The sequence below is a fragment of the Pseudoxanthomonas daejeonensis genome, from assembly GCF_022637495.1.
Taxonomy (GTDB): Bacteria; Pseudomonadota; Gammaproteobacteria; order Xanthomonadales; family Xanthomonadaceae; genus Pseudoxanthomonas; species Pseudoxanthomonas daejeonensis.
In genome coordinates, this window is the sequence record NZ_CP093331.1 from 997,458 (window position 1) to 1,013,539 (window position 16,082).

At 70.6% G+C, this 16,082-nt stretch carries 9 protein-coding genes; all 9 read right to left on the reverse strand.

From position 1 onward, the window contains the following. Positions 1-37: 37 nt before the first annotated feature. Positions 38-1,348, reverse strand: a complete 1,311-nt coding sequence (locus MNQ95_RS04565; protein WP_241953946.1) for a GntT/GntP/DsdX family permease — start codon at positions 1,346-1,348, stop codon at positions 38-40. Beyond that, positions 1,345-3,351: a YjhG/YagF family D-xylonate dehydratase gene (locus MNQ95_RS04570; protein WP_241953947.1), complete on the reverse strand. Its 2,007-nt coding sequence runs from the start codon at positions 3,349-3,351 to the stop codon at positions 1,345-1,347. Before MNQ95_RS04570 ends, MNQ95_RS04565 begins: the two co-directional genes overlap by 4 nt. Beyond that, positions 3,348-4,193, reverse strand: a complete 846-nt coding sequence (locus MNQ95_RS04575) for a fumarylacetoacetate hydrolase family protein (RefSeq protein WP_241953948.1) — start codon at positions 4,191-4,193, stop codon at positions 3,348-3,350. Before MNQ95_RS04575 ends, MNQ95_RS04570 begins: the two co-directional genes overlap by 4 nt. A 96-nt stretch (positions 4,194-4,289) precedes the next feature. Continuing rightward, positions 4,290-5,813, reverse strand: a complete 1,524-nt coding sequence (locus MNQ95_RS04580) for a mannitol dehydrogenase family protein (protein ID WP_241953949.1) — start codon at positions 5,811-5,813, stop codon at positions 4,290-4,292. Between the two features lie 150 nt (positions 5,814-5,963). Then, the gene (locus MNQ95_RS04585; protein WP_241953950.1) at positions 5,964-8,723 is read right to left on the reverse strand and encodes a glycoside hydrolase family 3 protein; all 2,760 of its coding nucleotides are present in this window, start codon (positions 8,721-8,723) and stop codon (positions 5,964-5,966) included. Between the two features lie 56 nt (positions 8,724-8,779). After that, positions 8,780-10,468 (reverse strand): glycoside hydrolase family 43 protein, encoded by a 1,689-nt coding sequence (locus MNQ95_RS04590; protein WP_241954358.1) that lies wholly within the window; start codon positions 10,466-10,468, stop codon positions 8,780-8,782. Positions 10,469-10,585: 117 nt separating this feature from the next. Next, positions 10,586-11,851: a D-mannonate dehydratase ManD gene (gene manD, locus MNQ95_RS04595; protein WP_162411268.1), complete on the reverse strand. Its 1,266-nt coding sequence runs from the start codon at positions 11,849-11,851 to the stop codon at positions 10,586-10,588. After that, positions 11,848-13,869 (reverse strand): sialate O-acetylesterase, encoded by a 2,022-nt coding sequence (locus MNQ95_RS04600; RefSeq protein ID WP_241953951.1) that lies wholly within the window; start codon positions 13,867-13,869, stop codon positions 11,848-11,850. Before MNQ95_RS04600 ends, manD begins: the two co-directional genes overlap by 4 nt. After that, on the reverse strand, positions 13,866-16,007 hold the full coding sequence (locus tag MNQ95_RS04605) for an alpha-glucuronidase family glycosyl hydrolase (protein ID WP_241954359.1): 2,142 nt from the start codon (positions 16,005-16,007) through the stop codon (positions 13,866-13,868). Before MNQ95_RS04605 ends, MNQ95_RS04600 begins: the two co-directional genes overlap by 4 nt. Between the last annotated feature and the right edge of the window lie 75 nt (positions 16,008-16,082).

Consider the following 16,082-nt stretch of genomic DNA (forward strand, 5'->3'; position numbering starts at 1 on the left):
CGGCACCGGATCGCCGCGGCCAGCGGCGGCCCTGCGCTCAGCCCAGCACCAGGTCCAGCAACAGCACCCCGGCCAGGCCGATCACCGAGATCAGCGACTCCATCACCGTCCACGACTGGAAGGTCTGTTTCATCGACAGGCCGAAGAACTCCTTGAACATCCAGAACGCGGAGTCGTTGACGTGCGAGCCGAACACGCTGCCGGCGCCCACCGCCAGCACCATCAGCTCGGCCGAGGCACCGGTGCTGGCGATCAGCGGCGCAACGATCCCGGCGGCGGTGATCACCGCCACCGTGGCCGAGCCGATCATCACCCGCAGGATGGCGGTGGCCAGCCATGCGAACACCAGCGGCGGCATGTGCCAGGTGGCGCTGAGCGCGGCGATGCGCGCGCCCACCCCGCTGTCCACCAGCACCTGCTTGAACACGCCGCCGGCGGTGATGATCAGCAGGATCACCGCGATGCCGGCGATGGCGGCGTTGAGCCAGCGCGTCTGCACCTCCAGGCCCACGCCGCGGCGATAGCCCAGCCACCAGAACGCGAGCAGCGTCGCCAGCAGCAGTGCCACGGTCGGACTGCCCAGGAACAGCAAAGCGGTGCGCAGCACGCCCCCGGGCAGCAGTGCGTGGGCCAGCACCGAGGCGCTGATCAGCAGCACCGGCGAGAGCGCGATCAGGAACGAGCTCCGCGCACCGGGCAGCTCGCGCGGCGCGCTGCTGGCGGTGAACAGGTCCGGCAGCGGCGGGTTGATCGACTGCAGGCGACGGCCCAGCCAAGGTCCGGCGATCACCACCGCCGGGATCGCCATCGCGATGCCGTACACCAGGGTCAGGCCCATGTCGGCGCCGAACGCGTTGACCAGCACCACCGGGCCCGGATGCGGCGGCAGGAAGCAGTGGGTGGTGCTGAGCGAGGCCACGGTCGGGAGGGCCAGGTACAGGATCGGCAGGCCGGTCCTGCGCGCGAGCGAGAAAATCAGCGGCACCAGGATGATGAAGCCGGCGTTGAAGTACAGCGGGATGCCGACCAGGAAGCCGGTGAGCAGCAGCGCCCACTGGATGTTCTGCTCGCCGAAACGGCCGATCAGGGTGATGGCGATCTTCTCCGCCGCCCCGCTCTCCTCCAGCACCTTGCCCAGAATCGCGCCGAGCACGATCACCAGCGCCAGCCCGCCCAGGGTGCTGCCGACGCCGGCGTCGATGGTCTTGAGCAGGTCCTGCGGCGTCATGCCCAGCAGCAGGCCCATCGGGATCGCCACGATCAGCAGCGACAGGAACGGACTGAGCTTGCGCGAAGTGAGGAAGATCTGCAGCGCGATTGCCGAGGCGATGATCAGGAACGTGGTCATGCGCCTGGCCCCTTGGCTGCCAGTGCCTCGCGTCCGGCGCGCAGGGTTTCGATGATCGTGTCGACGTCGTACACGCAGCCGGCCCAGGTCCCGCCGCCGGCTTCCTGCAGGGCAGCCCACAGACGGGTGTCGTCGGGCAGGCGCGGATGCGGGGCGATCGCCGGATGCAGCGTGCGCGCGGCCAGCACCACCGCGGCGGCGTCCGGATCGAGCGGCCGCTGCGGATCGTCGCCGATGAAATCCACGCGTCCTTCCAGGCGTTCGCGGTCGATCTGGATGCGCACGACATCGCCATCGCGCAGCCGGCCGAGCGGGCCGCCGGCAAGGGCCTCCGGGCCGACGTGGCCGATGCACGCGCCGGTGGACACGCCGGAGAAGCGCGCATCGGTCAGCACCGGCACGTGCTTGCCCCACGGCAGGTACTTCAGCGCCGAGGTCAGCTGGTAGGTCTCTTCCATGCCGGTGCCGGCGGGCCCGCAGCCGGCGAGCACGACCACGTCGCCGGCGCGCACCGCATCGTCGCCGCTGGACTTGATCGCGCGGATCGCGTCGCGCTCGGAGGCGAACACGCGCGCCGGGCCGGTGTGGCGGTAGACGTTGCTTTCGTCCACGAGCGAGGGATCGATCGCGGTGGCCTTCATCACCGAGCCTTCCGGGGCCAGGTTGCCGACCGGGAACACCATCGTGCTCGACAGCCCGGCCTTGCGCGCCGCGTCCGGTCCCATGATCACGACATCCGGATCGATGCCGTCCAGTTCACGCAGCCGTGCGCGCGCGGCCGCGCGGGTGGCGCTGTGTTCCCACCAGGCCAGGTTCTCGCCGACCGTGCGGCCGCTCACCGTCGCCGCGTCCAGGTGCAGCAGGCCCATGTCGCGCAGGTGCAGCATCACTTCGGGCACGCCGCCGGCCATGAACACCTGCACCGTGGGATGGTGGCGCGGGCCGTTGGGCAGCGCGTCGACCAGCCGCGGCGTGGCGCGGCTGGCGGCGATCCAGTCCTGCACCGTGGGCGGAGAGACGCCGGCGGCATGTGCGATCGCCGGCACGTGCAGCAGCAGGTTGGTCGAGCCGCCGAACGCGGCGTGGACCAGCAGGGCGTTCTCCACCGCGCGCCGGTCCAGGATCGCCGACAGCGGCGTGCCCTGCCCCGCCATGCGCAGCAGCGCCAGCGCCGAACGCCGCGCCATGTCGGTCCACACCGGTTCGCCGGACGGTGCCAGCGCGCTGTGCGGCAATGCGATGCCGAGTGCTTCGGCCACCACCTGCGAGGTCGCCGCGGTGCCGAGGAACTGGCAGCCGCCGCCGGGCGATCCGCAGGCGCGGCAACCCATCGCCGCCGCATGTTCCAGGTCGATGAGCCCATGCGCGAAGCGTGCGCCGATGGTCTGCACCTGGCCGGCATCTTCGGCGCCGCGCGCCGGCAGGGTCACCCCGCCGGGCACGATCACGCCGGGCAGGTCCGAACATCCTGCGAGCGCCAGCATCATCGCCGGCAGGCCCTTGTCGCAGGTGGCGATGCCGAGCACGCCGCGGCGCGTGGGCAGCGAGCGGATCAGCCGCCGCATCGCGATCGCCGCGTCGTTGCGGTACGGCAGGCTGTCGAACATGCCGGTCGTGCCCTGGGTGCGGCCGTCGCACGGATCCGAGCACATCACCGAGAACGGCAGCGCGCCATTGGCGGCGAAGGTTTCGGCCGCGGTGCGCACCAGCCGGTCGATCTCCCAGTGGCCGGTATGCAGGCCCAGTGCGAGCGGGGTGCCGTCGGCGCCGCGCAGTCCGCCCTGGGTGCTGACGATCAGGTACGGATCGCGCGCGACTTCGCTGGCGCGCCAGCCCATGCCCGCGTTCTGGGTCAGGCCGAACAGGTCGCCGCTGGCGGCCTCGCGCAGCATCCGCGCGTCGATCGGCAGGTGCCCGTGCGGGCCTTCGCCCGAGGTGCGCGTGGTGGCGAGCGGCGCACCGTCGCCGAGGATGGCGTCGAGGCCGTCGCCGGTCGCGCTCATCGCGGCGCGCCCGCGGGCGTGGCGTCTTCCACGAAGTTGCGCAGTACCAGGCCGCCGATGTCGATGGTCACCACGTCGCCCGGCTGCAGGGTGAAGTCCTCGCCCGGGACCACGCCGGTACCGGTGAACAGGAACGCGCCCTGCGGAAAGGCCAGCTCGCGGAACAGGTAAGCGGCCAGTTCGGGCAGCGCGCGTTTGATCTGCGAGCTGCGTGTCTGGCCGCCGAACACCGCCGCGCCTTCGCGGGCGATGCCCAGCGTGATCGGCAGGTCGCGCAGTTCATCGGCGCTGCACAGGCGGATCGACGGGCCGATCGCACAGGCACCGTCGTAGACCTTGGCCTGCGGCAGGTACAGCGGGTTCTCGCCCTCGATGCTGCGCGAGGAGACGTCATTGCCGGCGGTGAATCCGCGGATCGCGCCGGTGGCATCGAGCAGCAGCACCAGTTCCGGCTCGGGCACGTTCCAGTGGCTGTCGGCGCGGATGCGGATGCCGGCGCCGGGGCCGCGCACGCGCCAGCCCTGGGCCTTGAAGAACAGCTCCGGCCGCGCCGCCGAATAGACCTTCTGGTAGACGTCGGCGCTCTGCGATTCCGCCTCGCGCGCCATGCGGCTGCTCAGGTAGGTCACGCCGCTGGCCCAGGCCTCGTGGGTGTCCTCGATCGGGGCCAGCAGCGGCGCGTCGGCGCGGTCCCCGCGTGGCTGCGCGGCGAGCCTGGCGTCGGCCTGCGCGGCCGGCAATGCGAGCCACGCGGCGAGGGTGAAATCCAGCGGCAGCCAGTGGCCGTCGAGCGCCCAGCGCGGTCCGTCGGGCGTGGTGTGGCGGGTCAGGATCTCGGGCATGCGGGGCTCCACGGGACGGGTGGGAACGGCTACGTCGGGTGCGAAAACTCCATCGGCACTACGGGCGAACAGGCGAACAGGCGGTGTCGCGATCGATCAATCGGCCAGGGCGCGCGCCACCGCGGCGGGCGTGGCGTCGCCCAGCCGCGCATGGGCGCGGGCCAGTGCATCGACGAAACGCGCGTCGCCAGCCAGCGCACCGAACACGCTGTCCAGGGTGAGGAATGCGTCCACGTCGTGGCTGGCCTCGCCGGTTGTCGCCGCGCCGATCCGCGCCAGTGTGTCGGCCAGCGGATCGACGATCGCCACGCCTTCGCGCGCCTGCCGCCGCACGAACCGCAGCCAGCCGGCGACCGGCAGGCACAGGCGTTCGAGCGGACGGCCGGCGGCCAGCGCATCGGCGATCGTGCCGAGCAGCCGCACCGGGATCTTCTGCGATCCGTCCCATGCGATCTGCGCCAGCAGGTGGCGGATGGCCGGGTTGCGGAAGCGCGCCAGGATCGCGTCGATGTAGGCATCCGGATCGAAACCGCGCGGGAGCTGCAGCGTGGGCACGATGTCTTCGCGCATCAGCCGTTCGACGAAGCCGGCCAGTGCCGGTTCGCGCATCGCGTCGGCCACCGTTTCGATGCGCATGAGCGAACCGAGGTAGGCCAGCGTCGAATGCGGCGCATTGAGCAAACGCAGCTTGGCCCGGTCGTAGCCGGCGATCTCGTTGCTGAGGACCACGCCGGCGCGCTCCAGCGGTGGCCGTCCGTTGCGGAAGTCGTCCTCCACCACCCATTGGGCGTAGGGCTCGCGCTGGATCGGCCAGGCGTCCTCGACGCCCAGCCGCGAAGCGACCTGCGCGCGCAACGCGTCGTCGGTGGCCGGGGTGATGCTGTCGACCATCGAGCGCGGGAAGGCGACTTCGCTTTCGATCCAGTCGGCCAGCCCCTGGTCAGCCCGGTCTCGCTCGAGCTCGCGCGCGAACTGCAGCACCGCGCGACGCAGGCGCCCGCCGTTGTCGGCGAGGTTGTCGCAACTGAGTACGGTGTAAGGCTCGAACCCACGCGCGCGGCGCAGGCGCAATCCGGCGACCAGCCAGCCAATCGCACTTGCCGGTGCTTCCGGAGCAACCAGGTCGTGGACGATGTCAGGGTGCTGCAGGTCGACGCCGTCGGCAGACAGGCAATACCCCTTCTCGGTGATGGTCAGGGTCACCAGGCGCACGTCGCGGTCGGCCAGGCGCGCCAGCACCGCGGCGGCCTCGTCGCGCGCGCACAGCAGCTCGCGGATCGAACCGATCACCCGCAGGCGCGGCGCGCCGTCGGACGCCGATGCATCGGCGCGCGCGTCGCCGGGCAGCGCCAGGGTGTAGAGCCCGTCCTGCGGCCGCAGCGCATCGCGCACGCCGGCGCTGTGCAGCGATACCGCGCTGATCGCCCAGGCCGGGTCGGTCCCGAGCAGGTCGTCGATGTACGCCGCCTGGTGCGCGCGGTGGAACGCACCCGGTCCGAAGTGGACGATGCCGATGCGGGTGGCGTCGCGATCGTAGGCGGGCACCGCCACGCCGTCGCGCACGCGGGCGAGCGTGGCCTGCGACAGGCGGAGGAGCGGGGACGCGGACTGCGGGTTCATCGGGATCCTGTTGCGGAAGTACGTGGACGTGGGAGGGGTTGGCGGAACCGGCGACCCTGGGAGTTGCCACCGGTTCCGCCTCGCCTCGCCCGGCCCGCCTGGAGAGATCGGGCGGGCCGGGTGCAACGCGGGTCGAACGGGGCCGACCGATCAGTCGGCCCGGATCGTGAGCGGGGTGCGGGCGCGGATGTCGGCGCTGGACGCGCCCACCTGCACCTCGTAGCCGCCGGGGCTGACGACATAGGCCTGCGCCTTCTCGTCGTAGTGGCGCAGGTCCCTGGCCGGATCGAGCACGAAGCTGACCTCGCGCTCCTCGCCCGGCTGCAGGTGCACGCGCTGGAAGCCGCGCAGGTCCTTCAGCGCACGTCCTTCGCCGGCCTGGCGCGGATGCACGTACAGCTGCACGACTTCGTCGCCGGCGCGCTTGCCGCTGTTGCGCACCTTGACCGTCGCCTTGACCGGCTGCCCGGCGCGCGCGGTGGCGTGGTCGAGCTTCAGGCCCGCGTAGTCGAACGTCGTGTAGGACAGGCCGTGGCCGAACGGATACAGCGGCTCGCCCTCGAAGTAGCGATAGGTGCGACCGGCCATGGTGTAGTCGTCGAACGCCGGCATCTTCTCGCCGGCCTTGTAGAAGGTGACCGGCAGGCGGCCCGCGGGATTGGCATCGCCGAACAGCACGTCGGCCACCGCATTGCCGCCGCGCTGGCCCGGGTACCACGCGACCAGCACGCCGGGCACGTGTTCCTTGGCCCAGTCCACCGCCAGCGCAGAGCCGGTGGTCAGCACCAGCACCACCGGCTTGCCGGTCGCCTGCACCGCTTCCAGCAGCTTCTGCTGGGTCGCCGGCAGGCGCGTGTCGGTGCGGTCGCCACCGGCGAAGCCCGGATAGTTGACCGTCATCTCCTCGCCTTCCACGTCGCCGGTGAGTCCGCCGGCGAAGACCACCACGTCGGCATTGCGCGCCGCTTCCAGCGCTTCCTCGAACGGCGGCTTGGCCCCGGGCATGCGCCAGGCCAGGCGCACGCCGGCATCGCGTTCGCCTTCCTGGTATTCGAGCTTGAGGTCGTAGGCGCGGCCGGCTTCCAGCTGCACGGTCGCGCTGCTGGCAGTGAGCCGGTCGGCCTGCTGCCAGCGGTCGATCACGCGCTTGCCATCCAGGTACACGCGCACGCCATCGTTGGCGGCCGCTTCCAGTTCATAGCTGCCCGACACCGGCGGCAGCAGCTGGCCGCTCCAGCGGATGGAGAAGTTGTCGGCGGGGATGGCCTCGTCCGGACCGGCTTCGCCACGCGCCATCAGGTTGTCGGTCGGCGAGCCGCGGTCCCAGCTGAAGCCGATCACCGGATCGACGCGGACCAGGGCCGGCGTGCCGGACAGGTCGCGGTTGCGGAAGTATTCGCCGCGCAGGCCGCGTTCGTTCGCACCGGGCGACGGGCGCAGGTACTGCGCTTCGACCAGCGGCGTGGCCGCCGGATCGTTGCGGCCCTCGACCAGGTCCACGCCGCGCGCGTAGACCACTTCGGCCTGCGGTGCGGCCTCGCGGATGCCGCGCAGGATCGTCACCGGATCGGCCGGGGTGCCGTAGTAGTTGCCGAGCAGGGCCATGGTGTCGTCGGCGGTGGGGCCGATCACGGCGATGCGCTTGGCGTCGCGCGACAGCGGCAGCACGCCGTCGTTCTTCAGCAGCACGATCGACTCCTGCGCCATCTTCCGCGCCAGCGCATCGTGCGCCGGCGACTGGTTGGCCGAGTACGGGATCTGCGCCCACTTCACCTGCGCGGGCGGATCGAACATGCCCAGGCGCATGCGCGCGGTCATCAGCCGGGTGAGCGACTCATCCAACTCGGCTTCGGTGATCAGGCCCTTGCGCACCGCCACCGGCAGGTGCTCGGCGTAGGTGTTGCCGCAGTTGAGCTCGGTGCCCTTCTTCACCCCCAGCGCCGCGGCCTCCTCGGCCGTGGCGACGATGGCATGGGTGGTGTAGATGTCGCGGATCGCCCAGCAGTCCGACATCACGTAGCCCGTGAAGCCCCAGTCGCGGCGCAGGGTGTCCTGCAGCAGGAACTGGCTGGCACTGGCGGACTCGCCGTACACGCGGTTGTAGGCGCCCATCACCGCGTAGACGTCGCCTTCCTTGACCAGGGCCTCGAAGGCCGGCAGGTAGGTGTCGTACAGGTCCTGCCTGGACGGGTGCACGTCGAAGTGGTGACGGTCGGCCTCCGGGCCGCTGTGCACGGCCAGGTGCTTGGCGGTGGCGTCGAGCTTGCGGTACTTCGGGTCCAGCGGCTTGCCGGTGACCGGGTCCATGCCCTGCAGGCCGCGCACGAACGACACGCCCATCCGCGAGGTCAGGTACGGATCCTCGCCGTAGGTCTCCTGCCCCCGGCCCCAGCGCGGGTCGCGGAAGATGTTGATGTTGGGCGACCAGAAGGTCAGGCCCTGGTAGCGGCCGTGCTTGCCCTCGGCCAGGAAGCGGTGGTGCTTGGCCCGTGCCTCGTCGCTGATCGCGCTCGACACCTGGTCCATCAGCGGGATGTCGAACGAGGCGGCCATGCCGATCGCCTGCGGGAACACGGTCGCCCCGCCTGCGCGGGCCACGCCGTGCAGCGCCTCGTTCCACCAGTCGTAGGCCGGCAGGCCCAGGCGCTCGATCGCCGGGGAGTCGTTCTGCATCTGCGCGGCCTTCTCCTCCAGCGTCATCTGCGCGACCAGGGCCGCGGCGCGATCCTCGAAGCTGCGCTGGGTGTCCAGCCAGGGCCGCGCGGGTTCGGCGGCCTGCAATCCGGGCAGGGCCACCAGCAGTGCGACCACGCAGGCGCGCGCGAGCAGGCGCCGGCGCAGCGCGCCGCGCGTCAGGTTGGCGGGCGTGGCGGGCCTGGCCCGTGGGGACTGTCGGTTATGGGCATCCATCGTCGGCTTCTCCTGGCGTTCGGTCCGCGGGTTTTCGTGTGGGTCGGGCAGGCCGCTCAACGCGCGGCTTCCAGGCGGGCGTGCGGTCCGAGCGTGGCGCCGACGAATCCGCCGGCCACATCGGTACTCAGGACCGTGCCGTCGGCGTCGCGCACCAGCCACTGCACGCCCTTGCCGTCGTTGGCGTCGAAGCCGAAGCCGTAGACGCCCTGGTCGCCCTCGACATGCAGGGTCAGCTGACTGGCTCCGGCGATGGCCTGGCGGGCCACGACCTCGACGTCGCCACCGGCCTTCTTCTCCAGGAACACCTCGGCGCCGTCGCCATCGCGGCGCACGCCCAGGAAGTACCAGTGGGTATCGCCCTGGAACGCGGCCAGGCCCGCGGCCACGCCCGGCGCCGGCAGGTCCATGGCGGTGCTCGCCTCGAATACCTGGTGCTGCTGGCGGCGCGCATAGAACGCCGGGTTGACCTTCGAGTCCAGCCGTTCGGCGAGCGGGTGGATCGCCAGCCAGCCCGGGCGCGCGCTGCCGTCGTACCACGGCGTCTTCGGCACGCGCGGGGTCATCCAGCCCTTGCCCAGCTCGACGGTGTCGAACTCGTCGCGCCAGGTGAAGTTGCCGGTCATCGGCGCCTGGTCGACGGGCTTCTTCATGAACGATGGCCCCGGCAACACGTACGGGATCTCCTCGCCGTGCGGCAGGATCACCGGCCACCCATCCTTCCAGGTGACCGGCAGCACGAACGCCTCGCGACCGGTGTTGTAGTGATCCACGCCGTAGTTGCGGCTGGCCAGGAAAGTCGCCCACCAGGTGCCGTCCGGCCCCTGCACCAGGTCGGCGTGGCCGGCGTTGGTGATCGGCAGTGGGCGGTTCGGGTCCAGGTCGCGCTGGGTCAGGATCGGGTTGTCCGCGTACGGTTCGTACGGACCCCAGACATCACGGCTGCGCAGGATCACCTGCGAATGCTGCGGACCGGTGCCGCCCTCTGCATTGCTGAGGTAGTACCAGCCGTCGACCTTGTAGATGTGCGGGCCTTCGATCCAGATCGGGTTTTCTTCCGGCTTGACCCCGCCATCGATCAGCACCTTGCGCGGGCCGAACGGCTTCTTGCTGGCGATGTCGATCTGCTGCAGCCAGATGGCGCGGTGGCCGTCGTAGCGCACCGGCACTTCCGGTTCGTCGTTGTTGAGGATGTAGACCTTGCCGTCGTCATCGAAGAACAGCGACGGATCGATGCCACCGATGCCCGGCAGCCAGAACGGATCGGACCAGGGGCCGGCCGGATCGGTGGCGGTGACGATGAAGTTGCCGCCGGCATCGACCGAGGTGTTGACCACGTAGAAGGTGCCGTCGTGGTACTCGATGGACGGCGCGAACACGCCGCGCGACACGCCCAGGCCATCGAAATCCAGCTGCTCCGGGCGATGGATCGCGTTGCCCACCTGCGTCCAGTGCACCAGGTCCTGGCTCTCGAACACCGGGATGCCGGGGAAGAAGGTGAAGGTGGACGCCACCAGGTAGAACTTGCCGTTGGCGGCGGTCACCGCCGGGTCGGAATGGAAGCCCGACAGCACCGGGTTGCGGAAGCTGCCCTCCGGCAACGGAGTCTCGAACGCGGCGTCGCGCCCGGTGTACTCGAACCAGTCGAAGTACGCGGGCGCGGCGGCACCGCCGGCGGACGCCGCCGGCGCGGCCGTGCCTGCGTCCTTGTCCGCGCCGCAGGCCACCAGCAGCAATGCCGCCATTCCCGTCGCCAGCAGCCGCGGCATGCGGCCCTTCCCGTCCACCTGCGTCATTCCTGCTCCCCTCCATCCATTCCGGCTACTCCCTGGCTCGTCCTTCCGTCGTGGGCCGCGTTCGGCTCACCAGTCCCACATCGAGCCGTCTTCCAGCCGCGCGACCGGCAGCTGCTTGGGCGCATACGGATACTTCGCCGCCAGCTTCTCGTCGATGTCCACGCCGATGCCCGGCGTATCGCCGACATGCAGGCGGCCGGCGCGCAGCACGTAGTCGTGCGGAAAGACTTCGTCGGTCTCGTCGGTGTGGAACATGTATTCCTGGATGCCGAAGTTGGGCACCCAGGTGTCGAAGTGCAGCGCCGCGCCCATCGTCACCGGCGACAGGTCGGTGGCGCCGTGGAAACCGGTGCGCACCGAATGCAGCGCGGCGAAGTCGGCCAGGCGGCGCACGTGGGTGATGCCACCGCCATGCACGATGGTGGTGCGGATGTAGTCGATCAGCTGGTTCTCGATCAGGTGCTTGCAGTCCCAGATCGAATTGAACACCTCGCCTACCGCCAGCGCGGTGACCGAATGCTTGCGGATCAGCTCGAACGACTTCTGGTTTTCGGCGGGGGTGGCGTCCTCCAGCCAGAACAGGCGGTACGGCTCGAGGTCGCGGGCCAGGCGCGCGGCCTCGATCGGCGTCAGGCGGTGGTGCACGTCGTGCAGCAGTTCGACGTGGTTGCCGTGGTCCTTGCGCAGCTGCTCGAACAGCTGCGGCACCACTTCCAGGTAGCGCGGCGTATTCCACACCGTTTCCAGCGGCAGTTCGCTTTCGGCCGGCTCGTAGCCCTTGGCGTTGGAAACGCCATAGGCCTTCTTCACGCCGGGCACGCCGCACTGCGCGCGCACCGCCAGGAAGCCCTGCTCGATGAACTTGCCGACCGCGTCGGACGCCTCGGCGATGTCGCGGCCGTTGGCATGGCCGTACACCAGCGCGCCTTCGCGCGAACGGCCGCCGAGCAGCTGGTAGACCGGCAGGTTGGCCATCTTGCCGAGGATGTCCCACAGCGCGACGTCGACCGCGGCGATCGCGCTCATCGTCACCGGGCCGCGCCGCCAGTAGGCGCCGCGGTGCAGGAACTGCCACATGTCCTCGATCCGGCCGGCGTCGCGGCCGATCAGGTTCGGCACGACGTGGTCCTGCAGGTACGAGGCCACGGCCAGCTCGCGGCCGTTGAGGGTCGCGTCGCCCAGGCCGTAGACGCCCGAGCGGGTGGTGATCTTCAGGGTGACGAAGTTGCGGCCCGGGCAGGTGACGATGACTTTCGCATCGACGATCTCGCGATCGTTGCGGGAGCCCGGCTCCGGATGGGTATGGGTACTGGTTTCGGTGGCGGTGCTCATCGTGCGTGGTCGTCGTAGGGGATGGGGGGAATGGAAAGCTCGAACGGGCCGGCTGGCAGGCCGGCGCCGTCGAACAGCGTGCAAACAGGGCTGTCGGCCCAGCAGTAGCGGATGCGCGTGGCTTCATGCGCGGCCGGCGCGCGCAGGGTCACGCGGTGGTTCCAGATTTCCGCGCTCGCATAACGACACGAGCCCTTGTCCACGCCGCACAGCTCGAAGCCGATCGGGCCTTCGGCGCCGTAGGCGACCAGGCCATCGGTGACATCGCCGAACTCGACCACCACCGCGTCGCCATTGCGGCTGGCCGACAGCGGCGCCGGGCCGGTGGCCGCCAGCTTCTCGCCATAGACCACATGGCGCGCCGCGCGGGCCAGGCGCCGGGCGAGCTCCTGCTTGTTGCTCGGATGGATGTCGTAGCGGTCGCCCAGGTCGATCGCCACGACCATGCCCGAGCGCGGATCCTCGCCTGCCACCTGCCGTTGCGCGGCGCGCATCGAGGCCCAGTCGCTCTCGCCGGGCCTGGTCGCCGGCGCGCCGTAGTTGGGCAGCTGCACGATCAGCATCGGCAGGTCGGCGCCGAACTGCGAACGCCAGTCCGTGCGCAAAGCGCGCAGCAGGTCGGCGTAGCGGTCGTGTTCGAAGGTGTTGGACTCGCCCTGGTACCAGAGCGCGCCGCGCAGGCCGTAGCGGCCGAGCGGCGCGATCATGCCGTTGTGCAAGGTCGACAGCCCGGCGGCGGTCTGCCACGGCGCGCGCGGCGGCGTGCCCAGCTCAGGCGGAACGATGCGGTAGCTCCACTGCCCGTCCAGCGGCACGCGGCCGCCATCGGCGAAGTGCAGCGCGTGCACCGCGGCCGGTCCACCCAGGCCGCCATCGCGGTAGGTGTCGAGCACGTTCACCACCACCGTGTTCGCACCTTCGTGCAGCAGGCCCGGTGGCAACGTGTACTCGCGGCCCGGCCCGGCGCCGTAGGTGCTGCCGACCGCGCGCCCGTTCACCCAGGTCATGTCGATCTCGTCGGCCGGGCCCAGCGCGAGTACCGCTCCCTGCGCCGCCTGCGCGGCGGTCAGCTCGATCGTGGTCCGGTACCAGACCATGCCATTGAAATCGGCCAGCGCCGGAACGCCCCATTTCTCCCATGCGCCCAGCTGCGCCGGCGCCTTGCGCCAGTCTCCGGTGGGCTTGCCTTGCGCATTCCACGGCTCGTCGCCAGCGGCCACGCCGGGCCGGCCCGACCACCAGCGCTGCCACAGCGAACCCCAGTCGCCGACCGCGGCCACCGGATCGCCGGCATAGCGCGCCAACACGTCCAGTTCGCCGTCGTAGCCCCCGGCCGCGCGCAAAGCGGGCGCGCTGGTCCAGGCCTGGATGCGCGAACCGCCCCATGCCGCGTTGACCAGGCCCATCGGCACGTCAACGGTCTTCTGCAGCTCGCGCGCGAAGAAGTAGCAGGCCGCGGAGAAGTCGCGGACCGACTCGGAATCCACCGGCCGCCACTGCACCGGACTGGAGAACGTCGGCTGCGGCACGACGCTGCCGGCCTGCGGCACGGTCAGCAGGCGGATGCGGGCGTTGCTTGCGCTGGCGATCTCCGAGCGCGCATCGAGCGCGCGCCAGACCTGCAGCTCCATGTTCGACTGGCCCGAGCACAGCCAGACGTCGCCGACCAGCACGTCGGCGACGGACTGCTTCGCATCGGCGGTACTGGCGAGCAGCGTGTAGGGACCTCCGGCCTTCATCGCCGGCAGTTGCGTTTCCCAGCGGCCGTCATCGCCGGCGCGCACGCGGGCGCGCTTGCCGGCCAGCTCGACCTTCACCTCCTGCCCCGGCTGCGCCTGGCCCCAGACCCGCACGGGCTGTCCGCGCTGCAGGACGGCATGGTCCTGGAACATGGCGTGCAGCAGCGGCGTCTTCGCCTCTTCGGCCGCCGCGGGCACTGCCGCCGCCGCGACCATCGCGGCCAGCAGCAGGACCGTGCCACGCAGGCGGCACGCCGCCGCTTCCATCGCAGGGCTCATTTTCCGTCTCCCGGTGCGAACGGGAACTGCAGCGCCTGGTAGTACTCCAGGTCGTGCGCCGGCGGGGCCGCGCCTGCCGGCAGCGGCCGCTTGGAGAAGGTCTGGAAGTAGGCGATGGAGGCATCGCGCCACCACTGCGCTTCCTGTTCCTGGATCGCCAGGAACGCGGCGACCTGCGCATGCCGCTCCGGATCGATCTTCCCGGCCAGCCCGTCCCAGGTGCGGCGCATGCCGGTCACGTAGTCGACGCCGCGGCCGTAGCGCAGCACCAGCTCGTCCCACAGCGTTCTTCCCGACGCCATCCTGTGGTCCCAGGGCACGTGGTGGAACCACAGCAGGAATTCCTCCGGCACCGTGGACAGGTCCCCGAACTGCGCGGCCAGTGGCGGTGCGTACTGGGCCACGGCATTGGAACCGGTCGCGCTGCGATCAAAGCCAATGCCCTTCGCATCGGCACGGTGGTAGTACACCGAGGTCCAGTCCGCGCGCGGACCGCCGGCCACCCACGGCGCCGGTCCGTAATGGTGGCCCCGGCCCATCAGGTGGTGCAGGCCGAGCGGGGTCATGTAGTCGACCACCGCCTCGCGCGAACCCATCATCATCGCGACCACCAGATCGACCACGGCCGGATCGGTGGAGAAGGTCATCTTTACCCAGTCGCGGGCGATCGCCTCCGCTTCCAGGTACGGATCCCAGGCCAGGCGACCGAACGCGAACCAGTTGGCCTGGTCGAAGTGCGACCCGCTCCAGTTGCGGTCCACGCCGATGTTGGCCACGCCGGCCATGCCGGTCAGGGCGTGTCCGTCCAGCGAACCGTCGACCACCCTGGCCACGGTCGATCCCGGTCCGCTGGCGTGCGTGTCGGCGCGCAGCGCCTCCTCGTACATCGGCGCCAGATAGGCCAGGTGGGTGGCGAAGCCCAGGTACTCCTTGGTGATCTGGAACTCCATCATCAGCGGCGTCTTCGGCATCGCGCCGAACAGCGGATGGAACGGCTCGCGTGGCTGGAAGTCGATCGCGCCGTTCTTGACCTGCACCAGCACGTTCGGCGCGAACTTGCCGTCGTACGGGACGAACTCGGTGTACGCCTGCTTGGCGCGGTCGTCGGGTTCCTCGTGCGAATAGACGAACGCGCGCCACATCACGATGCCACCGTGCGGCGCCAGCGCCTCGGCCAGCATGTTGGCGCCGTCGGCGTGCGAGCGGCCGTAATCCTGCGGACCGGGCTGGCCTTCGGAGTTGGCCTTGACCAGGAAGCCGCCGAAACCGGGGATGGTGCGGTAGACCTCGTCGGTCTTGGCCTTCCACCAGCGGCGCACCGCCGGATCGAGCGGGTCGGCGGTCTTCAGGCCGCCGATCTCGATCGGCGCGCTGAAGCGCGCGCTCAGGTAGACCTTGATGCCGAACGGGCGGAACACTTCGGCCAGCGCCGCCGCCTTCTCCAGGTACATCGGCGTGAGCATCTGCGCGCTGGTGTTGACGTTGTTCAACACCGTGCCGTTGATGCCGATCGAGGCATTGGCACGGGCGTAGTCGGTGTAGCGCGGATCCTTCCAGCCCGGCAGCCTGTGCCAGTCGAAGATCGACTCGCCGGCGTAGCCACGCTCGACGTAGCGGTCCAGGTTGTCCCAGTGGTTGAGCACGCGCACCTTCGTGCGCGGCACCTCGCGGATATCCAGCGCATCCAGCGGCTGCGCGGTCTGGATCAGGCGCAGGAAATGGAAGGCGCCGTACAGCGCGCCGACATCCGTATTGGCAGCGACCACCGTGGCTGCCCGGCCGTCGATGCGCACACTGCGCACCAGGTAGCCCTCCTCGCCCAGTGTCGAGAGGTCCAGCTTCAGCGCGCGCAACTGGGGCGAGGACGCCGGCGTGCCGACCAGCAGCGCACCGGCGCGCCCGGCCTTCGGGACTACGGCCGGCGTGGTACCGAGCAGGCCCTGCAGGCCACGCAGCAATTCGTCGCGGGCAACCCGTTGGGTCGGGGTCGCGGTCGCGGCAGCCAGCTCGGTGGCCTGTGCGCGGTAGGCGGCCACCCGGCTTTCCTGCACCGGCAGGTAGCGCAGCCACAGGTCGTGGCCGTCCTCGGCCGCAGCCGGAAGCGTGGGCAGGAACAGGGCCAGGCCCAGGACGGCCATGGCGGTGCGGCCGATGCGGCGCAGCACCGCCCCGGTCCGGTAAAGGCTGGCGCGTTCGCCTGTGCCGTTTGATAG

What these genes read in the sequence shown, in the direction of transcription:
- MNQ95_RS04585 (WP_241953950.1), bottom strand. Translation starts at nt 8,723, where the DNA reads ATGGATGCCCATAACCGACAGTCCCCACGGGCCAGGCCCGCCACGCCC.
- MNQ95_RS04580 (WP_241953949.1), bottom strand. Translation starts at nt 5,813, where the DNA reads ATGAACCCGCAGTCCGCGTCCCCGCTCCTCCGCCTGTCGCAGGCCACG.
- MNQ95_RS04590 (WP_241954358.1), bottom strand. Translation starts at nt 10,468, where the DNA reads ATGGCGGCATTGCTGCTGGTGGCCTGCGGCGCGGACAAGGACGCAGGC.
- MNQ95_RS04570 (WP_241953947.1), bottom strand. Translation starts at nt 3,351, where the DNA reads ATGAGCGCGACCGGCGACGGCCTCGACGCCATCCTCGGCGACGGTGCG.
- MNQ95_RS04600 (WP_241953951.1), bottom strand. Translation starts at nt 13,869, where the DNA reads ATGAGCCCTGCGATGGAAGCGGCGGCGTGCCGCCTGCGTGGCACGGTC.
- MNQ95_RS04605 (WP_241954359.1), bottom strand. Translation starts at nt 16,007, where the DNA reads ATGGCCGTCCTGGGCCTGGCCCTGTTCCTGCCCACGCTTCCGGCTGCG.
- MNQ95_RS04565 (WP_241953946.1), bottom strand. Translation starts at nt 1,348, where the DNA reads ATGACCACGTTCCTGATCATCGCCTCGGCAATCGCGCTGCAGATCTTC.
- manD (WP_162411268.1), bottom strand. Translation starts at nt 11,851, where the DNA reads ATGAGCACCGCCACCGAAACCAGTACCCATACCCATCCGGAGCCGGGC.
- MNQ95_RS04575 (WP_241953948.1), bottom strand. Translation starts at nt 4,193, where the DNA reads ATGCCCGAGATCCTGACCCGCCACACCACGCCCGACGGACCGCGCTGG.